At 71.0% G+C, this 20,245-nt stretch carries 20 protein-coding genes; 8 read left to right on the forward strand and 12 right to left on the reverse strand.

The genetic code is table 11. The features are described 5' to 3' along the window. Positions 1-53 precede the first annotated feature (53 nt). Together ACFQS7_RS18870 and ACFQS7_RS18875 are read left to right on the forward strand one after the other, a co-directional pair. Positions 54-1,454 (forward strand): NAD(P)H-dependent flavin oxidoreductase, encoded by a 1,401-nt coding sequence (locus ACFQS7_RS18870; protein WP_380068663.1) that lies wholly within the window; start codon positions 54-56, stop codon positions 1,452-1,454. 76 nt (positions 1,455-1,530) lie between these two features. Next, entirely contained in the window at positions 1,531-2,196 is a 666-nt protein-coding gene (locus tag ACFQS7_RS18875; protein WP_380068664.1) for a cysteine hydrolase family protein, read from the forward strand. A 158-nt stretch (positions 2,197-2,354) separates the two neighbouring features. Here the strand turns inward: ACFQS7_RS18875 and ACFQS7_RS18880 are convergent, their stop codons facing one another. The 7 genes from ACFQS7_RS18880 to ACFQS7_RS18910 are packed head-to-tail and all read right to left on the reverse strand — an operon-like array spanning position 2,355 to position 9,386. Beyond that, positions 2,355-3,578, reverse strand: coding sequence for an FGGY-family carbohydrate kinase (locus tag ACFQS7_RS18880; RefSeq protein WP_380068665.1), 1,224 nt, complete (start codon positions 3,576-3,578; stop codon positions 2,355-2,357). Further along, positions 3,579-4,451: a CbbX protein gene (gene cbbX / locus ACFQS7_RS18885; protein WP_380068666.1), complete on the reverse strand. Its 873-nt coding sequence runs from the start codon at positions 4,449-4,451 to the stop codon at positions 3,579-3,581. It lies immediately after the preceding gene. After that, positions 4,448-4,873 (reverse strand): ribulose bisphosphate carboxylase small subunit, encoded by a 426-nt coding sequence (locus ACFQS7_RS18890; protein WP_380068667.1) that lies wholly within the window; start codon positions 4,871-4,873, stop codon positions 4,448-4,450. Before ACFQS7_RS18890 ends, cbbX begins: the two co-directional genes overlap by 4 nt. Positions 4,874-4,886: 13 nt before the next feature. Then, positions 4,887-6,335: a form I ribulose bisphosphate carboxylase large subunit gene (locus ACFQS7_RS18895; protein WP_380068668.1), complete on the reverse strand. Its 1,449-nt coding sequence runs from the start codon at positions 6,333-6,335 to the stop codon at positions 4,887-4,889. 23 nt (positions 6,336-6,358) lie between these two features. Continuing rightward, positions 6,359-7,441: a class II fructose-bisphosphate aldolase gene (gene fba, locus ACFQS7_RS18900; protein ID WP_380068669.1), complete on the reverse strand. Its 1,083-nt coding sequence runs from the start codon at positions 7,439-7,441 to the stop codon at positions 6,359-6,361. A gap of 24 nt (positions 7,442-7,465) precedes the next feature. Beyond that, positions 7,466-8,341: a phosphoribulokinase gene (locus ACFQS7_RS18905; protein ID WP_380068670.1), complete on the reverse strand. Its 876-nt coding sequence runs from the start codon at positions 8,339-8,341 to the stop codon at positions 7,466-7,468. A gap of 13 nt (positions 8,342-8,354) precedes the next feature. Then, entirely contained in the window at positions 8,355-9,386 is a 1,032-nt protein-coding gene (locus ACFQS7_RS18910; protein ID WP_380068671.1) for a class 1 fructose-bisphosphatase, read from the reverse strand. 107 nt (positions 9,387-9,493) lie between these two features. Between ACFQS7_RS18910 and ACFQS7_RS18915 the strand changes: the two genes are divergently transcribed. Beyond that, entirely contained in the window at positions 9,494-10,426 is a 933-nt protein-coding gene (locus ACFQS7_RS18915) for a LysR family transcriptional regulator (RefSeq protein WP_380068672.1), read from the forward strand. 165 nt (positions 10,427-10,591) lie between these two features. On the opposite strand, the gene ACFQS7_RS18920 is transcribed toward ACFQS7_RS18915, so the two are convergent. From ACFQS7_RS18920 to ACFQS7_RS18935, 4 genes are all read right to left on the reverse strand, one after another. Continuing rightward, positions 10,592-11,122 carry a gamma carbonic anhydrase family protein gene (locus ACFQS7_RS18920; RefSeq protein WP_380068673.1) on the reverse strand — a complete coding sequence of 177 codons (531 nt, stop codon included), beginning with the start codon at positions 11,120-11,122 and terminating at the stop codon, positions 10,592-10,594. Positions 11,123-11,144: 22 nt separating this feature from the next. Beyond that, complete coding sequence (locus tag ACFQS7_RS18925) at positions 11,145-11,357, reverse strand: DUF2934 domain-containing protein (protein ID WP_380068674.1); 213 nt, start codon at positions 11,355-11,357, stop codon at positions 11,145-11,147. 61 nt (positions 11,358-11,418) lie between these two features. Then, positions 11,419-12,144 carry an LrgB family protein gene (locus ACFQS7_RS18930; RefSeq protein ID WP_380068675.1) on the reverse strand — a complete coding sequence of 242 codons (726 nt, stop codon included), beginning with the start codon at positions 12,142-12,144 and terminating at the stop codon, positions 11,419-11,421. Positions 12,145-12,156: 12 nt separating this feature from the next. Then, positions 12,157-12,501, reverse strand: a complete 345-nt coding sequence (locus ACFQS7_RS18935) for a CidA/LrgA family protein (RefSeq protein WP_380068676.1) — start codon at positions 12,499-12,501, stop codon at positions 12,157-12,159. Positions 12,502-12,614: 113 nt separating this feature from the next. Here ACFQS7_RS18935 and ACFQS7_RS18940 point away from each other — a divergent pair, with 113 nt between their 5' ends. The 4 genes from ACFQS7_RS18940 to ACFQS7_RS18955 all read left to right on the forward strand — a co-directional run bounded on the left by ACFQS7_RS18940 (position 12,615) and on the right by ACFQS7_RS18955 (position 17,350). Then, on the forward strand, positions 12,615-13,496 hold the full coding sequence (locus ACFQS7_RS18940; RefSeq protein ID WP_380068677.1) for a TauD/TfdA dioxygenase family protein: 882 nt from the start codon (positions 12,615-12,617) through the stop codon (positions 13,494-13,496). Positions 13,497-13,527: 31 nt separating this feature from the next. Then, positions 13,528-14,715: a bifunctional phosphopantothenoylcysteine decarboxylase/phosphopantothenate--cysteine ligase CoaBC gene (gene coaBC / locus ACFQS7_RS18945; RefSeq protein WP_380068678.1), complete on the forward strand. Its 1,188-nt coding sequence runs from the start codon at positions 13,528-13,530 to the stop codon at positions 14,713-14,715. Positions 14,716-14,844: 129 nt separating this feature from the next. Then, entirely contained in the window at positions 14,845-15,891 is a 1,047-nt protein-coding gene (locus ACFQS7_RS18950; RefSeq protein ID WP_380068679.1) for a patatin-like phospholipase family protein, read from the forward strand. A gap of 4 nt (positions 15,892-15,895) precedes the next feature. Beyond that, positions 15,896-17,350, forward strand: a complete 1,455-nt coding sequence (locus tag ACFQS7_RS18955; protein WP_380068680.1) for a GntP family permease — start codon at positions 15,896-15,898, stop codon at positions 17,348-17,350. Between the two features lie 175 nt (positions 17,351-17,525). Here ACFQS7_RS18955 and ACFQS7_RS18960 read toward each other — a convergent pair whose 3' ends face one another. Continuing rightward, the gene (locus ACFQS7_RS18960; RefSeq protein WP_380068681.1) at positions 17,526-18,554 is read right to left on the reverse strand and encodes an AI-2E family transporter; all 1,029 of its coding nucleotides are present in this window, start codon (positions 18,552-18,554) and stop codon (positions 17,526-17,528) included. A 122-nt stretch (positions 18,555-18,676) separates the two neighbouring features. On the opposite strand from ACFQS7_RS18960, the gene ACFQS7_RS18965 reads away from it, so the two are divergent. Then, complete coding sequence (locus ACFQS7_RS18965) at positions 18,677-20,149, forward strand: alpha/beta hydrolase (RefSeq protein ID WP_380068682.1); 1,473 nt, start codon at positions 18,677-18,679, stop codon at positions 20,147-20,149. Positions 20,150-20,245: the final 96 nt, after the last annotated feature.

A 20,245-nucleotide genomic window follows, 5' to 3' on the forward strand; every position in this document is an offset into this window, starting at 1 on the left:
TGGACCCCGGCCGTCCCAATTGAGAACGTCCAGGGACTGTCGAGGGTAGTGGCGTGAAGGCGATCAACGCGATCCGCATGGGCGGGGTCGAAGTGCTGCCGGTGGTCGAGGGTGGCAAGGGTGTGGCCGTCTCGAACGGCGCCACCTGCGGCGGCTGGGCCTCCGGCGGCGGGGTCGGCACCTTCTCCGCCGTCAATGCCGACAGCTACGATGCCGAGGGCAACCTCATCCGGCAGGTCTACCACGGCAAGACCCGGCGCGAGCGGCACGAGGAGCTGGTGGCCTACGGTATCGCCGGCGGCATCGCCCAGGCACGCGAGGCGCATGAGCGCAGCAACGGCCAGGGCCGCATCCATGCCAATATCCTCTGGGAGATGGGCGGGGCGGAACGCGTCGCCCGCGGCATCCTGGAAGGCGCCAAGGGGCTGGTGAACGGGATCACCTGCGGTGCCGGCATGCCCTATCGGCTCGCCGACATCGCCCGCGAGTACAACGTCCACTACTACCCCATCATCTCTTCCGCCCGGGCCTTCGTGGCACTGTGGAAGCGCAGCTACAGCAAGGCGCGCGAGCTGCTGGGCGGCGTGGTCTACGAGGACCCCTGGCTGGCCGGCGGGCACAACGGCCTGTCCAATTCGGAAGACCCGCTGAAGCCGGAGGATCCCTATCCCCGCGTGCTGAAGCTGCGGCAGCAGATGCGCGAGCTCGGCCTCGGCGACGTGCCGATCATCATGGCCGGCGGCGTCTGGTGGCTGGAGGAATGGTCCGACTGGATCGACAACCCCGAGCTCGGCCCGGTCGCCTTCCAGTTCGGCACGCGGCCGCTGCTGACCCAGGAAAGCCCGATCTCCGAGGCCTGGAAGCAGCGCCTGCTGACGCTCGGCGCCGGCGACGTGGCCTTGCAGCGCTTCTCGCCGACCGGCTTCTACTCCTCCGCCGTGCGGAACGAGTTCATCGGCGAGCTGGAGGCGCGCAGCGAGCGCCAGGTCGCCTATACCGCCGAGCCGATCGGCGACCACACCGCGGAATATGCCGTCGGCCCGCGCAAGCGGAAGGTCTGGCTGACGCCGCACGACCTGGACCGGGTGCGGAGCTTCGAGGCCGCGGGCTTCGTGGAGGCGATGCGCACGCCCGACAACACGCTGATCTTCGTCACCCGCGACAAGCAGGCCGAGATCGTCAAGGACCAGGTCGACTGCATGGGCTGCCTTTCGGCCTGCCGGTTCAGCAACTGGTCGCAGCACGAGCCGGACTACGACACCGGCAAGAAGGCCGACCCGCGGAGCTTCTGCATCCAGAAGACGCTGCAGGACATCGCGCATGACGGCGCGCTGGAGCACAACCTGATGTTCGCCGGGCACAATGCCTACCGGTTCGGATCGGACCCGTTCTACTCGAACGGCTTCATCCCGACGGCCAAGCAACTGGTCGAGCGGATCCTGACCGGCCGCTGAGCAGGCTTGGCCGGGCGCGGGGCAGGCTCTGGCACCGCGCTTGCAACGACCGCCGCGCAGCAGGAGCGCGGCGGCCATGTCCATCCTCATCGAAGCCGAACCAGCCCCCCTCGCCGCCGAGCGCGCGGCGACGGCGCTGGTCATCATCGACATGCAGCGGGACTTCCTGCTGCCCGGCGGCTTCGGCGCCTCCCTCGGCAACGACGTCTCCCTTCTCGCCTCGGCGATCGGCCCCTGCCGGGCGGTGCTGGCCGCGGCCCGCGCCGCCGGGCTGCTGGTGATCCATACCCGCGAAGGCCACCGCCCCGACCTGACCGACTGCCCACCGGCGAAGTGGGAGCGTGGCCGACCCGGCCAGCGGATCGGCGATCCCGGCCCGATGGGCCGCATCCTGATCCGCGGCGAGCCGGGCCACGACATCGTCCCCGAACTGGCGCCCATCGCCGGCGAGGTGGTGCTGGACAAGCCGGGCAAGGGCGCCTTCTGCGAGACCGACCTGGGCCTGATCCTGCGCAACCGCGGCATCCGCACCCTGCTGGTCTGCGGCGTGACGACGGAGGTCTGCGTCCACACCACCGTCCGCGAGGCCAATGACCGCGGCTACCGCTGCGTGGTGCTGGCGGATTGCTGCGGGTCCTATTTTCCGGAATTCCACGCGACGGGCCTGGCGATGATCAAGGCGCAGGGGGGGATCTTCGGCTGGGTGGCGGATTCGGCCGCGGCGGTGCGCGCGCTGGCCTGAGAGGTTGGGTTGGGAAAGGGAAAGTATTTCCCCCCCCAAAGCCCCACCCTTCCTCCGTGTGGGCTTGGCGCTCGCCGCATGGAAGGTTCCAGACCCGGAGACATAGATGAGGGGTTCGGGGAGAATACCTTCTCCCCGGCCTTGCCTCCGCTTGCCGCCTACACCCCGCGCAGGGCGAGCAGCGCCGCGCCGACGGCGGCCTCCGCCGAGAGCGCCGGCAGCATGGGCACGCCGAGATGCCGGGCGCGGATCGCGGTCCATGCGGCATTGCCGGCGCCGCTGCCGAGGCTGCGGACCGAGCGCAGCGGCGGCGCGCCGAGCGCGGCGAGGCGCCGGTAGCCCAGCGCCTCGATCCGCGCGATGCCCTCCAGCAGCCCGTGCAGGAAGGCGGCGTCGTCCGCCGGGCGTGGCGTCTCGCTCGGCAGGAGGCCGGGGTCGGCGAAGGGGAAGCGCTCCCCCGGCCCGGGCAAAGGGTAGTAGTCGAGGCCGGAGGGGCGGGACGGGTCGATGCCGGCGGAAAGCCGCGCCAGCGCCGCCGGATCGAAATGCCGCGCCAGGGCCCGTCCGCCGCTGTTGGAGGAACCTCCGGCCAGCCAGAGCCCGCCCAGGCGGTGGCTGTAGACCCCGTATTCAGGCGCTGCCACCGGCCGGTCGCAGGCCAGCTTGAGGGTCAGGGTGGAGCCGAGGACCGTCACGCCCTCTCCCGCCTCGTGCGCCCCGGCGGCGAGGAAGGAGGCGCAGCCATCCGTGGTGCCGGCGCAGACCACCGCGCCGCGCGGCAGGCCGAAGCGGGTAGCGGCGACCTCGCCCAGCGGCGTGCCGGGCACCGCCACCTCCGGCAGCAGGGCCATGTCGAGGCCGGTCGCCGCCAGCCAGCCGGGCCAACGGCGCGCGACGGGGTCGTAGCCGGTCTTCAGCGCGTTGTTCTCGTCGCTGTGGCGGAAGCGGCCGAGCAGCGTCCCGGCGATCCAGTCCGCCTGGTGCAGCAGCCGCGCGACACCGGGCCGCGCCTGCATCCCGAGTGCCTTGGCCAGCGGCGAGGCGGCGCCGCGCGCCGGGCTGCCGGCCGGCGCGAGGCGGGCGATGGCGGCCACGGCCCCGGCCTGCGCCGGCGCGTCGTACATGGCAGCAGGGCCGACCGGTGCGCCGGCGGCATCCACCGCCAGCAGCGTGCCGGAGGTGCCGTCCACCGCGATGCGCCGCACCTCGCCCAACGGCACCCTGGCCAGGGCCGTCTCCAGCGCCTCCAGCCAGGCCGCCGGCTCCGTCGCGCGCCCCGGCGGCAGCGGCACGCCGGCCTGCGCCACCACCGTGCCCGCCGCGTCCAGCACTGCCACCCGCAGGCCGGAGGTGCCGAGGTCGATCCCCAGCGCCGCGCCCATTCAGGCCAGCACGCGGCTGGCGAGGATCTCCTGCGGGCCGATGGTCATCAATTCCTCCGCCGTCACCGCTTCCGGCCGCTGCTCGAACAGCCGGACCGCCTGGCGCAGGCGGGCGCGGTCGAGCGCGTTGCGGACGCTGCGGGCATTGGCGAAATGCGGCTGCTGCATTCGTGCCGCCAGGTATTGCGCGAAGGCCTCACGCGCATCGGTGCCGAAGCGGTAATTCTGCGCCGCCAGCATCAGCTCGGCGATGCGCATCAACTCCTCCGCGTCGTAGTCGGGGAAGTCCACATGATGCGCGATGCGGGACCGCATGCCGGGGTTGGAGCCGAAGAAGCGCTCCATCCGGTCGGCATAACCGGCGAGGATGACGACGAGGTCGTTGCGGCGGTTCTCCATCACCTGCAGCAGGATCTCGATCGCCTCCTGGCCGTAGTCGCGCTCATTCTCCGGCCGGTAGAGGTAGTAGGCCTCGTCGATGAACAGCACGCCGCCCATCGCCTTCTTCAGGATCTCCTTGGTCTTCGGCGCGGTATGGCCGATATACTGGCCGACCAGGTCGTCGCGCGTCACGGAGACGAGCTGGTTGGTGCGGATATAGCCGAGCCGGTGCAGGATATCCGCCATCCGCGCGGCGACCGTGGTCTTGCCCGTCCCCGGGTTGCCGGTGAAGGACATGTGCAGGGTCGGCGCCTCGCTGGTCAGCCCCATGTCGCGGCGCAGCCGGTCCACCAGCAGCAGCGCCGCGATCTCGCGGATGCGGCGCTTCACCGGGGCGAGGCCGACCAGCGCGCGGTCCAGCTCCTCCAGCACCGCGCCGAGGCCGGAGGCCTCGAAGGCCGCGCGCAGGTCGACGGTCGGCGCCGTGCTCATGCCCCGTACCGCGACCCCGTGGGCTGGTTCGCCGCATAGGCGCGGGTGGTGTACTGGATGCCGCGGCCGGCGACCTCCGTGCGTTCCAGCGCGAAGCCGGGTTCCTCGGCCGGCCGGTCGGTGATGAAGGACAGCCGCAGGCTTTCCCAGGTATGCGTCGCATCGAAGGCCGAGAGCCGGATGTACGCGCGGCCGCCATGGACCTTGCGGCACTCGGCCAACTCGTACATCACGCCGGCCGGGTCCTTGAGATCGAACATCGGCAGGCCCCACATCTCCCAGTAGGTGTTCCGGGGATGCGGGTCGTCGGTGTACTCGATGTTCACCGCCCAGTTGTTGCGGATGCAGTAGGCGACCTGCGCGGCGATCTGCGTGTCGGTCAGGTCGGGCAGGAAGCTGAAGGTGCCTTGGGTGAGGCGCATCGCGGTCGCTCCTTCAGGACACGGAGACGGTGGGGACGAAGTCGGGCGTGTCGGTCGAGGCGTAGTTGAAGGTGATGTCCTTCCAGAGGTCGAGCGCCTGGGCCAGCGGCGTGCAGTGCCGCGCCGCGGCCTGCAGGATCTCCGGCCCTTCCGCCATGATGTCGCGGCCCTCGTTCCGTGCCAGCACCATGCATTCCAGCGCCACGCGGTTGGCGATGGCGCCGGCGGCGATGCCCATCGGGTGGCCGATGGTGCCGCCGCCGAATTGCAGCACCACGTCCTCCCCCAGCAGGGTCAGCAGCTGGTGCATCTGCCCGGCATGGATGCCGCCCGAAGCCACCGGCATCATCCGCCGCAGCCCGGCCCAGTCCTGCTCGAAGAACAGCCCGTGCTCCAATTGCTGCGCATTGAAGGGCTCGCGGCAGATGTCGTAGTAGCCGGCCGTCGTCGCCGGGTCGCCTTCCAGCTTGCCGACCACGGTGCCGGCATGGATGTGGTCGACGCCCGCGAGGCGCATCCACTTGGCGATGACGCGGAAGCTCACGCCATGCGACTTCTGCCTTGTGTAGGTCGAATGCCCGGCGCGGTGCAGGTGCAGGATCATGTCGTTGCGCCGCGCCCATTTCGACATGGACTGGATCGCGGTGTAGCCGATCACCAGGTCGATCATGATGATGCTGGAGCCGAGCTGCTTGGCGAATTCGGCCCGCTCGTACATGTCCTCCATCGTGCCGGCGGACACGTTCAGGTAGGTGCCCTTCACCTCGCCGGTCATCGCCTGGGCGCGGTTGACCGCTTCCATGCAGTACAGGAACCGGTCGCGCCAGTGCATGAAGGGCTGGCTGTTGATGTTCTCGTCGTCCTTGGTGAAGTCGAGCCCGCCCTTCAGCGCCTCGTACACCACGCGGCCGTAGTTGCGGCCCGAGAGCCCCAGCTTCGGCTTCACCGTCGCGCCCAGCAGCGGGCGGCCGAATTTGTCCAGCCGCTCGCGCTCGACGACGATGCCGGTGGCCGGGCCGTCGAAGGTCTTCACGTAGGCCACCGGCAGCCGCATGTCCTCCAGCCGCAGCGCCTTCAGCGGCTTGAAGCCGAAGACGTTGCCGATGATGGAGGCCGACAGGTTGACGATCGAGCCCGGCTCGAACAGGTCGAGGTCATAGGCGATATAGGCGAACCAGGCCCCCGGCGTGCCGGGGACCGGGTCGATCCGGTAACACTTGGCGCGGTACTTGTCGGCGGCCGTCAGCCGGTCCGTCCAGACCACCGTCCAGGTGGCGGTCGAGCTTTCGCCGGCCACCGCGGCCGCGGCTTCCTCCGGATCCACGCCGTCCTGCGGCGTGACCCGGAAGCAGGCGAGGATGTCCGTCTCCTTCGGCTGATAGTCCAGGTCGAAGTAGCCCATCTCCTTGTACTTCATGACGCCCGCGTCGTAGCGGCCGCGGGGGGGGCTGGCGACGTTCATCCTCGGGAACTCCCTTGTTGGGGTCAGGCGGCGCGCGCGGCACCGCCGATGACGGGGTCGAGCGCGCCGCGGGCATAGAGCGCGGCCATCGCCGGCAGCGGCATCGGCTTCAGCTTCGGCGCCTGGCCGGCGGTGCCGAATTCCTGGAAGCGCTGGGCACAGAGCGCGGTCAGCGCCGCCATGGCCGGCTTCATGAAGTTGCGCGGGTCGAATTCGCCGCGCTTCTCGGTCGCCACGCGGCGGAACTGCCCGGCCATGGCGATGCGGCAATCGGTATCGATGTTGATCTTGCGCACGCCGTGGCGGATGCCCTCCTGGATCTCGGCGATCGGCACGCCCCAGGTCTGCGGCATCTGCCCGCCATGCGCGTTGAAGATGTCCTGCAATTCCTGCGGGACGGAGGAGCTGCCATGCATCACCAGATGCGTGTTCGGCAGGCGTTCGTGGATCGCGCGGACGACGTTCATCGCCAGGGTGTCGCCGGTGGGCGCGCGGGTGAACTTGTAGGCGCCGTGGCTGGTGCCGATGGCGACCGCCAGCGCATCGACGCCGGTGCGGGTGACGAAGTCGCGGGCCTGGTCGGGGTCGGTCAGCAGCTGGTCGTGCGAAAGCACGCCTTCCGCGCCGTGGCCGTCCTCCTGCTCCCCCTGGCCGCTCTCCAGCGAGCCGAGGCAGCCCAGCTCGCCCTCGACCGAGACGCCGACGCTGTGCGCGAGCTCGGCCACCTTGGCGGTGACCGCGAGGTTGTAGTCGTAGTCGGCCGGCGTCTTGCCGTCCTCCCGCAGGGACCCGTCCATCATCACGCTGGTGAAGCCGTTCTGGATGGCCGACAGGCAGGTGGCCGGGCGGTCGCCGTGGTCGAGATGCAGGCAGACCGGCACCTCGGGCCAGGTGGCGACGGCGGCCTGCACCATCGCGGTCAGCATCAGGTCGCCGGCATAGGCGCGGGCGCCGCGGCTGGCCTGGATGATGACCGGGGAGGCGGTCTTCGCCGCCGCCTCCATGATGGCGCGGAGCTGTTCCATGTTGTTGATGTTGAAGGCTGGCACGCCGTAGCCCTGTTCGGCGGCGTGATCCAGCATCTGGCGAAGGGTGACGAAGGCCATGGGTCGGGTTCCCGAAATGTCGGCTCAGCGCGCCCGCCGGCTGCGGTCGATGAGCTGCAGCACCATCGGGGTCATGATGAGCTGCATGGCAAGGTCGAGCTTCGAGCCCGGGATCACGATGGAGTTCGCGCGGGACATGAAGCTGTCCTGCAGCATCGCCGTCAGATAGGCGAAGTCGATGCCGCGCGGGTTGCGGAAGCGGATCACCACCATCGATTCGTCGGGCGTCGGTATCCAGCGCGCAACGAAGGGGTTGGAGGTATCGACGGTCGGCACCCGCTGGAAATTCACGTCCGTCTCGGCGAATTGCGGACAGATGATGCGGATGTAGTCGGGCATTCGCCGCAGGATCGTGTCCATCACCGCTTCCGTCGAATAGCCGCGCACCGACTTGTCGCGGTGGATCTTCTGGATCCATTCGAGGTTGATGACGGGGACGACGCCGACCTTGAGGTCCGCGTGCCTGGCGATGTCCACCTGCTCGGTCTTCACCGCGCCGTGCAGGCCTTCGTAGAACAGCACGTCGGTTCCGGGCGGGAAGTCGCCCCAATCAGTGAAGCTGCCGGCCGGCGTGCCGTGCAGCGCCGCTTCCGCCTCGTCGTGCACGTAGTGGCGGGTGCGGCCGCGGCCGTCCCGGGCATAGCCGGCGAAGACCGCCTCCAATTCCTCCAGCAGGTTCGCCGCCTCGCCGAAATGGCTGAAATGGCGGTTCCCGGCCGCCTCGGCCTCGGCCATCACCCGGCGCATCTCGGCGCGGTCGTGGCGGTGGAAGGCGTCGCCCTCGATCCAGGCGGCGGTGATGCCCTCGCGGCGGAAGATCTGCTCGAAGGTGTGCTTCACCGTGGTGGTGCCGGCGCCGGACGACCCGGTGACCGAGATGATGGGATGGCGGACCGACATCGCGCGCGCCCCCTCAGGACCGGAACAGGCCGCGGGCGCCGAACAGCGGGCGCTGCCCCGCCGCCGGCACGCCATCCAGGTGCAGCGCCACCACCCGCGCCACCTTGTCGCAGGAGCCGAAGATCAGCGGCACGCGCTGGTGCAGGGTGTGCGGCGCGATGCCGAGGATCGGCACGAAGCCATCCGTCGCGGTGCCGCCGGCCTGCTGCATCAGGAAGGCGATCGGGTTGGCCTCATAGACCAGGCGCAGCCGGCCACGGCCATAGCCGGGCCGCGCATCGCCGGGGTACAGGTAGATCCCGCCGCGCAGCAGCACCCGGTAGGCATCGGCCGCGACGCAGCCGAGCCAGCGCGTGTTGTAGTCCACGCCGCGCGGGCCGTCCGACCCGGCAAGGCATTCCTCGACGAAGGCGCGCACCGGCAGTGGCCAGTGCCGGGCGTTGGAGGCGTTGATGGCGTATTCGCGCTTCGCCTCGGGCACCCGGACGGCGGCGCGGGTCAGGTGGAAATCCCCGGTCCGCGGGTCGAGCGTGAAGACCTGCACGCCGTCGCCCATGGTCAGCATCAGCACCGTATGCGGGCCATAGAGCACGCAGCCTGCCGCCAGCTGCCGGTCCCCGGCCGCGGTGAAGGGCAGCGCCGGGTCGTCGTGCCGCTCGCTCGGCAGCAGGGCGAACAAGGTGCCGAGCGGCCCGTCGATGTCGATGTTGTTCGACCCGTCCAGCGGGTCCATCGCCACCGCGATCGGCGCCGCGCCGTGCAGCGGGATCGCATGCGGCATTTCCTCGGACGCCACGGCGGCGACCGGGGCATTGCGCAGGTGATGCAGGAAAAGATCGTTGGCGCGGACATCCAGCGCCTTCTGCCCGTCGCCGTCGTCGCTGGCGCCGACCACCCGGCCGAGCTCCCCGGCCAACGGCCCCTGGGCGATCAGCGCGGCCAGCTCCGCCGAGGCGCGGGACAGGGCGAAGACCGTCTCGGCCACGGCCTGGCGGCCAGCGCTGATGCCGGCCCAGGCTTCCAGATGCTCCGAGAGCTGCACCACGCCGCGTCCTCCCCCTGCCGGCGCCTTCGACGGCGCTTCGGCTGGACCTGATGGAGCGACACTAGGCGGGCTGGCGGGGCCAAGAAATTCCTTTAATCTTGACGTCAATGAAAGAAAATCTTGTAAATTTCCCCCGTCGCACCTCGCTCCGCCAGTTGCGTGCGCTTGGCGCGGTGGCGGGGACCGGCGGCATCACCGCGGCGGCGGCGCGGCTTTCGCTCACCCCGCCGGCCGTGGCCCAGCAGGTGAGATTGCTGGAGGACGCGCTGGGCGGCGTGCCGCTGCTGGAAAAGACCCCGGCCGGCATGCGGCCGACCGAGGCGGGGCGGGAAGCCCTGGCGGCGCTCGGCCGGATCGAGGCGGCGCTCGAGGATTGCGCCGCGGCGATCGAGGCGCTGCGCGGCATGGAGGGCGGCCGCGTCGCGGTCGGGGTGACCAGCACGGCGAAATATTTCGCGCCCTTCGCGCTCGCCGCCTTCCAGCGCGCCCATCCCGGCGTCGAGATGCGGCTGTCCGTCGGCAACCGTCAGCAGGTGGTGGCGGCGCTGGAGGCCTTCGAGCTGGACGTGGCCGTCATGGGCTACCCGCCGGACCACTTCCCGGTGGAACGCGCGGTGCTCGGTCCACACCCGCATGTGATCATCGCGCCGCCCGGCCATCCCTTGGTCCGGCGCCGGGCGATCCCGCTGGGCGACCTGGTGGGAGAGACCATCCTGCTGCGCGAGCCGGGGTCGGGCACCCGCGACCTGATGCGGCGGCTGTTCGGCGCGGAGATGGACGGACCGCGCATGGAGATCGGCAGCAACGAGACCATCAAGCAGGCGGTGATGGCCGGCATGGGGATCGCGCTGCTGTCGGCCCATACCGTCGCGGCGGAGCTGCGCGACGGGCGGTTGGCGGTGCTGGATGTCGAGGGGCTGCCGGCGATGCGGCAGTGGTTCGTGGTGCGGCGGGCGGAGAAGCGGCTGCTGCCGGCGGCGCAGGCGATGTGGGCGCATCTGGTGCGGCATGGGGCTGAATTCTTGCCGGCGCTGCCTTGAGCGGCAGCAAGGCCAGGGAGGAGGTATCCTCCCGTCGGACGCAGTGCGTCCAACCCTCCTCTATTTCTCCGAATCGGGACCTGCCGCGCGGCGAGTGCCAGGCCCGCAAGAAGGAAGGGCGGGGCTTGGGGAAGGAAGACTTTTCCCTTCCCAACCTTGCTTGCCTCAGGCGATGACCCGCATCCCCGCCGCGAAGCGCTGCCAGTTCGCCACATAATGCGCCGCCGACCGGCGCAAGTCCTCCGCCGTCGACTCCGGCAGCACCCGCACCGCCTTGGCCGGGCTGCCGACGATCAGCGAGTGGTCGGGGAATTCCTTGCCCTCGGTCACCAGCGCATTGGCGCCGACGATGCAGAAGCGGCCGATCCGCGCGCGGTTCAGCACCGTGGCGCCCATCCCGATCAGGCTGCAGTCGCCCACCGTGCAGCCATGCAGGATGGCGTGGTGGCCGACCGTCACGTCCTCCCCCACCGTCAACGGGCTGCCGCTGTCGGAATGCAGCATGGCGCCTTCCTGGATATTGCTCCGGGCGCCGATCGCCATGGCGTCGTTGTCGGCGCGGATGACGGCGCCGAACCAGACGCCGACGTCGAGGCCAAGGGTGACCCGGCCGATCACATGCGCATCCGGCGCCACCCAGTAGCGGCCGGCCTCCGGCAGCTGCGGGACGAGGTCGTTCAGGGCGTAGACGGGCATGGCGGGTTCCTCCTGCCCGAAGTCATAACCGGTCGCCAGTGATGGGGACATGGGATGGCGGGTCGCTGGCCGGGAAGGTCTCGGCGCCTTCCTCGTCGATATAGGCCTCCCGCTCCTCCACCAGCCGGCGGGCGAGGTCCCAATGCGCCGCCGCCCGCCCTTCCGGACAGCCTTCGGCCTGCCAGATGGCATAGGCGTGCTCGCGGATGCGTTGCTGCAGATCGGTGTCCGACATGCCGGCCTCCTTGCCCATGAGGGGGATGGCCAGTTTGCCGCAGGACGGGCCGGCGTCGGCATCACCCGCCCGATAGCAGCCGCCAGAGCAGCGGCAGCAGCAGCGCCGTCGCCAGCGCGTTCAGCCCCATCGCCAGGCCGCTGAAGGCGCCGGCGGTGGCGTTGACCGACAAGGCCCGCGCCGTGCCGATGCCATGCGCCGCGGTGCCGATGGCGAGGCCCCGCGCCCGCCAGTCCTTCACCCGCACCAGGTCCAGCACCGCCGGTCCCAGCGCCGCGCCGACCACGCCGGAGCAGATGACCACGGCCGCGGTCAGCGAGGGCAGCCCGCCGATCCGCTCGGCGATGCCCATGGCGACCGGGGTGGTGACCGACCGCGGGGCGAGCGAGGCGGTCACCTCCGGCGCCGCGCCCAGGGCCAGCGCGATGGCAACCCCGGCGCCGGCCGCGAACAGCCCGCCGGTCATCACCGAGATCGCCGCGGCGAGCGCCGAGCGCCGCACCACCTGCCATTGCCGGTGCAGCGGCACCGCCAGCGCGACGGTCGCCGGCCCGAGCAGGAAATGGACGAATTGCGCGCCCTCGAAATAGCCGCGGTACTCGACCCCGCCGAGCAGCAGCGCCGCCGCCAGCAGCGCCACCGCGAAGAGCACCGGATTGGCCAGCGGGTGGCGGCCGAACAGCCGCTGCAGCCGCAGCGCGCCGAGCCAGGCGAGCAGCGTCGCGGTCAGCGCCGCCAATGGCTCCCGCGCCAGGTAGACCCAGATCTCCGACAGCTCGGTCATCATCCGAGGCCTTTCTCAACCGAGCCTTCGGAGCAACGCCTGGGCCAGCCGCCCGGTCGCGGCGATGCCGAGCAGCGTACCGGCGACCACGGCCAGCGAGATCGGCGCCCAGTCCCGCGCCAGCAGCGGCAGATAGAGCACCACGCCAACGCCCGCCGGCACGAACAGCAGGCCGAGGTTGCCGAGCAGCGCATCCGCCGTCGCGCCCAGTGCCGCCGGCACCGGTTGGCCGCGCAGCACCAGCGCGGCGAAGAGCAGCACCATGCCCGCAACGGGGCCGGGAACCGGCAGGGACAGGGCGCGGACCAGGACCTCCCCGGCCAGTTGGCAAACGAGCAGGGTGGTGAGTGCGCCGATCATGCGGGATCTCCGGGCCGGGCCGGCCAGCATGCCCGAAGCGGCACTCGGCGGGTATGCGCCCCGCCTCGGCGGCGCTAGCCTCGCCCCAAGGAACGCCAAAGAAGGAACCCGCCATGTCCTCGCTCAGCGCCCTCAACGGCCCCCGCATCAAGGTGGGCACCCGGGCCGGCCAGGCCTACGAGACGATCGGGGTGAACCGCCTGACCCCCCTGATCGGCGCCGAGATCAGCGGCGTGTCGCTGGGCGGGCCGATCTCCAACCGGCAGATGGACGAGATCCACCGGGCGCTCGCCGAGCATCTGGTCATCTTCTTCCGCGACCAGCAGATGTCGCAGCAGCAGCACCTCGATTTCGGCCGGCAGTTCGGCGAGCTGCACCTGCACCCCGCGGCGCCGCACGAGCCCGGCCACCCCGAGCTGATGGTCATCAAGGCCGACGAGAATTCGGTCCGGGCGAACGGCGAGGGCTGGCATTCCGACGTCTCCTGCGACGCCGAGCCGCCGATGGGCAGCATCCTCTACATCCGCGAATGCCCGCCCGATGGCGGCGACACGCTCTTCGCCAGCATGTACGGCGCCTACGACGCGCTGTCCGACCGGATGAAGGCCTACCTGGAAGGCCTCACCGCCGAGCACAGCGGCGAGCATGTCTATCGCGGCATGTTCGCCAAGGAGGGCGTGGCCGACAAGGCTAGCTACCCGCGCGCCGAGCACCCGGTGGTGCGCACCCACCCGGTGACCGGCCGCAAGGCGCTCTACGTGAACCGCGGCTTCACCACCCGCCTCCTCGGCGTCCCGCGCGACGAGAGCGACGGCATCCTGGCCTGGCTCTACCAGCACATGGAGAACCCGCTGTTCCAGTGCCGCTTCCGCTGGCAGCCGAATTCGGTCGCCTTCTGGGACAATCGCTGCGTCCAGCACCGGGCGATGTGGGACTACTGGCCGAACCGCCGCTACGGCAACCGGGTGACGGTGAAGGGCGAACGCCCGGTTTGATCGGCGGCGGCGGTCCTGTAGTTTCGCTCGCATGCTGAACGACCGCCGCATCCTGCTGATCGTCTCGGGCAGTGTCGCTGCCTACAAGGTGCTCGACCTGACCCGCCTGTTGCGCAAGGCCGGTGCCGCGGTCACCGCCGTGCTCACCGCCGGTGGCGCCCGGTTCGTGACCAAGGAGGCGCTGGCCGGCATCGGCGGCCAGCGGGTGCATGACGACCTCTGGGCCGCCGAGGCCGAGATCGGCCATATCCGCCTGGCCCGGCTGCCCGACCTGGTTGTGGTCGCCCCGGCCTCGGCCGACCTGCTGGCGAAGATGGCGCACGGCCTGGCGGACGACCTGGCCTCCACCGTGCTGCTGGCGACCCGGGCGCCGATCCTGGTGGCGCCGGCGATGAACCCGGCGATGTGGGACCACCCGGCGACCCGGGCCAACCTGGCGGCGCTGACGGCGCGCGGCGTCTCGGTCGTTGGCCCTGGCGTGGGCGCCATGGCGGAGCCCGAAAGCGGCCCCGGCCGGCTGTCCGAACCCGCCGAGATCCTGGCGGCGATCGAGACGCTGCTCGCCCCCGCCGGCCGGCCGCTGGCGGGGCGGCATGCCCTGGTCACCGCCGGGCCGACGCATGAGCCGATCGACCCGGTCCGCTACATCGCCAACCGCAGCAGCGGCAAGCAGGGCTATGCCATCGCCGCGGCGCTGGCGGCGCTCGGCGCCCGCGTCACCCTGGTGAGCGGGCCGACCGCCCTGGCCGACCCGCGCGGCGTGGCGGTGGTGCGGGTCGAAACGGCGCGCGAGATGCTGGCCGCCTGCGAGGCGGCGCTGCCCGCCGACATCGCCGTCATGGCCGCCGCGGTCGCCGACTGGCGGGTGGCGCGGGAGGCGACGCAGAAGCTGAAGAAGGCGCCCGGCGCCGCGGCCCCGGTGCTGGAAATGGCGCTGAACCCCGACATCCTGGCGACCCTGTCCCGCCACGCCCAACGCCCCGGCCTGGTGGTGGGCTTCGCCGCCGAGACCGAATCCGTCGTCGCCCACGCCACCGCCAAGCGGCTGCGCAAGGGCTGCGACTGGATCGTCGCCAACGATGTCTCGGGCGATGTCATGGGCGGCGAGCGCAACACCGTCCACCTGGTGACCGCCGAGGATGTCGAGGACTGGCCGGAACTGCCGAAGGCGGAGGTCGCCGAGCGGCTGGCCGCGCGGATCGCCCAGGCCCTGGGCTGATCAAAGCCCGGGACGGCGGGCGAATGATATGCCATGTTGCAGTGCGATAAAGCTTGGCGACGCGGGCACCCCGGCTGACCGGAGGTCCGCGTCCCGCACGCAGAGGCGGCGGCACAGGAGAGCAGGACCATGGCGAAGACCCCATCCGCGGCGCGGGGCGCGCGGGAGCCCGTGCTGGTGGACCTCGCCTTCCAGGGCGGCGGCTCGCATGGCGCTTTCACCTGGGGCGTGATGGACCGCCTGCTGGAGGAGGATTGGCTGACCATCGAGGGCATCTCCGGCACCTCGGCCGGCGCCATGAATGCCGCGGTGCTGGCCAGCGGCTTCGCCCTCGGCGGCGCCACCGGGGCGCGCGAGGCGCTCGAGGCCTTCTGGAAGCGGGTTTCCGAGGCCGCCAAGTTCAGCCCCTTCCAGCGCGGCCCGATGGACAAGCTGATGGGTCGCTGGACGCTGGACAATTCGCCGCTCTACCTGATGACCGACCTGATCTCGCGCATGGTCTCGCCCTACGACCTGCCGAGCTTCGGCGGCAACCCGCTGGAGACGGTGCTGGCCGAGAGCGTCGATTTCGCCGCGGTCGCCGCCGGGCCGATCAAGGTCTTCGTCACCGCGACCAACGTGCGGACCGGCCGGGCGCGGATCTTCCGCAAGGCCGACCTGACGCCGCAGGCGCTGCTGGCTTCCGCCTGCCTGCCGCAGATGTTCCAGGCGGTGGAGATCGACGGCGACCCCTACTGGGACGGCGGCTTCGCCGGCAACCCCATTTTGGTGCCGCTGATCACCGAGCTGGACTCGGACGACACCATCCTGATCCCGATCAACCCGATCAACCGCCCCGGCACCCCGCGCAGCGCGCGCGACATCCTCGACCGGGTGAACGAGATCTCCTTCAACGCCGTCGCGCTGAAGGAGCTGAAGATGCTGGCCATGATGCGCCGGGCCGCCAATCCTGCCACCGCGGAAGGCGCCATGTGGGGCCGGATGCGCATGCATATCGTGCAGAACCGGATCATGGTCGATCTTGGCGCGTCGTCGAAGCTCAACGCCGAATGGGCCTTCCTGACCATGCTGCGCGACGAGGGCCGCAAGGCGGCGCAGGCCTTCCTCGACAAGGACGGCGACGGCATCGGCCGCCGCTCCACCGCCGATATCGACAGCCTGCTGGACGGGGTCTGAGGCGATGGGGCTGCTCGGCATCCTGCTCGGCCTCGGACTCCTCGTCTACTTCGCCTTCCGCGGCTGGTCGGTGCTGCTGCTGGCGCCGGCCGCGGCGCTCGTCGCCGCCGGCTTCGCCGGGGAGCCTTTGCTGGCGCACTGGACCCAGACCTTCATGGGCAGCGCCGCGCGTTTCGTCGCGTCCTTCTTCCCGCTGTTCCTGCTCGGCGCGCTGTTCGGCAAGCTGATGGAGGACAGCGGCGCGGTCGGCGCCATCGCCGCATGGATGACCGGCCGGCTCGGCGCGCAACGCGCCATGCTGGCGGTGGTGCTGGCGGGTGCGGCGGTGACCTATGGCGGCGTGTCGCTGTTCGTGGCGATCTTCGTCCTGGTGCCCATGGCGACCGCGCTGTTCCGCCAGGCCGGCATCCCGCGCCGGCTGATGCCGGCCGCCGTGGCGCTCGGCACCTCGACCTTCACCATGTCGGCCATGCCGGGCACGCCGGCGATCCAGAACGCCATCCCGATGCCCTTCTTCGGCACCACGCCCTTCGCCGCACCCGGGCTCGGCATCCTCGCCTCGCTGATCATGCTGGGCTTCGGCCTGTGGTGGCTCGGCCGCCGGGAAGCCGCGGCGCGGCGGGCCGGCGAAGGCTTCGGCCCCGGTGGCGACGCTCCGGCGGAGGCCGCGGCGGACGACCCGCTGGTGCGGGAGCGCGCGGTGGTGGCCGACGGCTTCGACCCGGCCGAGATCCACCACAGCCAGGAAGCCGCCGCGCGTCCGCCGATCCTGCTGGCGGCGCTGCCGCTGGTCGTCGTGGTCGCGGTCAACCTGGTGCTGTCGCTGCTCGTGCTGCCGCGGATCGACGCCGACTGGCTGGCGGAACCGCAATGGGGCGAGACGAGTCTCGCCGCCGTCGCCGGCGTCTGGTCCGTCGCGGCGGCGCTGGCGGCGGCCATCGTCGTGCTGGTCGCCAGCTCGGGCGCGCGGCTGCCCTCGCTGCGGGCCAGCGCCGATGCCGGCGCCAATGCCGCGGTGCTGCCGGTGCTGAGCGTGGCCAGCCTGGTCGGCTTCGGCGCCGTGGTCGCCGCCATGCCGGCCTTCGAGGCGGTGCGTGACTGGGTGCTGGGCATCGGCGGCGGGCCGCTGGTGTCGCTGGCGGCGGCCACAAACATCCTGGCGGCGCTGACCGGCTCGGCCTCGGGCGGCCTGACCATCGCGCTGGATGCGCTGGCCGAGACCTACCTGCGGCTGGCGGCCGAGCAGGGGATCGATCCCGGCCTGCTGCACCGCGTCGCGGTGATCGGCGCCGGCACGCTGGACAGCCTGCCGCACAACGGCGCGGTGGTGACCCTGCTGGCGGTCTGCGGCTGCACCCACAAGGACAGCTACATGGACATCGTCATGTCCAGCGTGGTCGGCGCGCTGATCGCCCTGGCGGCGGTGATCGTGCTGGGCAGCCTGCTGGGGTCTTTCTGAGGCCAGGTGGGCAAGGAAGATTGGGGAGCGGAAAGTATTCCCTCCTCAGCCCCCTCCCTTCCTTTCCGTGGGCTTGGCACCCGCCGCGCGGCAAAGGCCGACTGAGAGAAATGGAGGAGGGTTGGACGCACCGCGTCCAACGGGAGGATACCTCCCCCCCTGGCCTTGCTTCCCTTTACCGGCTTGGCTCCTTCCCCGACAGCAACTGCGCCACCCAGCGGCTGCCGGGGAATTGCTCGCACAGCGTCAGCCCGGCGATCAGCGCCGGCACGCCGATGAAGGCGCCGGGGATGCCCCAAAGGAAGGCGCCCAGGAACACCGCGACCAGCACCAGGAAGGGCGACATCGCCAGCCGCGCGCCAGCCAGGCGCGGCTCGATCGTGCTGCCAGACAGAAACTGGATGCCCTGCAACGCCAGAAAGACGAAGACCGCCGATTGCCAGGTGCCGAATTGCAGCACCGCGAAGATCGTCGGGAACAGCGTGGCCAGCAGCGACCCGATGAAGGGGATATAGTTCAGCACGAAGGCGATCACGCCCCATTCGAGCGCCAGGTCCAGCCCCATGGCGCGGGCGAAGGCCCAGACCGCGATGCCGGTGGCGATGCTCATGATGGTGCGCACGCCCATGTAGGTGCGCAGCTTCGACGCCGTCTCGATGCAGCCCTGCAGCAGGTGGGCGGCGCCCGGCCTGTCGCGCCCGATGCGCGCCAACTGCCTTGCCGCCACGCCTGCTTCCAGCAGGCCGAGGATGACGAAGACCAGCGTCACCCCGAGGAAGCCGACGATCCCCTGCAACTGCCCCAGCACCGCCTGGGCGATGCCGACCATCCAGCGGCTGTCGAATTGCACCAGGCCGTCGGCGGCGATGCCGCGCTCGGCCAGCCATTCCAGCTTCTGCGCATACATCGCCTGCAGGGCGCCGGCATTGGCGATGACCCAGCGGGCGACCCGGCCGAAGCCCCAGCCGGCGGCGAGCGCCAACACCACCAGCACCACCAGCGTGACGGCGACGGTCACCAGCAGCGCCAGGATCGCGGGGATGCCCCTGGCCTGCAGGCCATGCTGCACCGGCCAGGCCAGCGCCACGACCAGCAGCGCGAAGGCGACCGGTGCCAGCACGGGTTCCGCCAGGCTGACCGCGCCCGCCAGCAGGATGGTGGCGCAGATCCCCATGGCCAACCGCCCGCCGTCGCCACCCGCCATGCCCCACATCCCCCTGGTCCGGTCGGCCGAGGCTGCTGCAGCCGCTGCGGCGGGGTACACCATTGCATGGGTGGCGCGTGGCCGGGAATGGCATTACGGGGGTTACCTCCAGACCGCGGGACATGAGGCGCATGCTGCACCGGACCGGACGCCTGCTTCGCCGCGGCTTCATCGTGCTTGTGGTGCTGCTCGTGGCGCTGCTCGGCTTGCGCGCCTGGGACATGTCGAGCGCCCCGCCGCTGCGCCCCTGGCACCTGGTGGTGCCGGACGAACTGCCCATCGCCGCCCTCGAAGCCGCCGACTGGGCCGGCTACCTGGCGGCCGAGAACGCCGCCTTCGACACCGTGCGGCGCGAGGTGACGGAGAGGCTGGACCCCGAGGACCAGGTCCTCGCCAACCGCTACTTCGCCGGCAGCCCGATGCATGGCGCCCGCTTCGTGCAGGACTGGAACCGCAGCTTCCTGCTGCAGCCGGACGGCGCGCCGCGCGGCGCGGTGGTCTTCCTGCACGGGCTGACCGATGCGCCCTACAGCCAGCGCCACATCGCCGAGCGCTACCAGGAACTGGGCTTCATCGCCTTCGGCCCGCGCCTGCCGGGCCACGGCACGGTCCCGGCCGGGCTGACCAAGGCGACCTGGGAGGACTGGCTGGCGGCGACCCGGCTGGCGGTGCGGGAGGCACGCAAGCGCATCGGCCCCGGCCTGCCGCTGCACATCGTCGGCTATTCCAACGGCGGTGCGCTGGCGATGAAGTATGCGCTGGACGCCATCGAGAACCCAGGGCTGCCCAAGGCCGACCGGCTGGTGCTGATCTCGCCGATGATCGGCATCACCGCCTTCGCCCGCTTCGCCGGGCTGGCCGCCTTGCCAGCGATGCTGCCGGCCTTCGCCAAGACCGCCTGGCTGGGCATCCTGCCCGAGTTCAACCCGTTCAAGTACAACTCCTTCCCGGTGAACGGCGCGCGGCAATCCTGGCGGCTGACCGCCGCGCTGCAGGACCAGCTGCGCCGCATGGGTGCTGCGGCCAGGCTGGATGCGCTGCCGCCGATCCTGACCTTCCAGTCGGCGGTGGATGCCACGGTGAGCACGCCTGCGGTGCTGTCCGCGCTGTTCGCCCAGTTGCCGGCGAATGGCAGCGAGATCGTGCTGTTCGACATCAACCGCAATGCCAAGCTCGGCCCGCTGCTGCGGCCCGAGGTGCAGGTGCTGGTCGACCGCCTGCTGCCGCCGGCGCCGCGCCGCTACGCGACCGTGGTGGTCGGCAATGCCGGGCCGGACCAGGATGCGGTGGTGGCGCGACTGGTCGCGGCGGGCGGCACGGCGGAGGAGGTCGTGCCGCTCAGCATCGCCTGGCCGCACGAACTCTATTCGCTATCCCATGTCGCGCTGCCCTTCCCGCCGTCCGATGGCCTGTACGGCGCGCGGCCGGACCCCGCGCCGGACGAGGATTTCGGCATGCGGCTGGGCGCCGTGGCGCCGCGCGGCGAGCGGAACGTGCTGGTGCTCGACCTGGATTCGCTGGTGCGGGCCAGCTCGAACCCCTTCTACCCCTACCTGATGCGGCGGATCGAAGCGGTGATCGCCGCGTCGCGCTGATCGCGGCGGTTTCGTTCGCCCGCCGCTTCGGATAACCTGCCGCCGCCGGTATGGAGACGATGATGCGCCCAGTTCGGGATTCGGTGCGGGCGGCAT

This window comes from Dankookia sp. GCM10030260, assembly GCF_042666655.1.
Classification (GTDB): Bacteria; Pseudomonadota; Alphaproteobacteria; order Acetobacterales; family Acetobacteraceae; genus Paracraurococcus.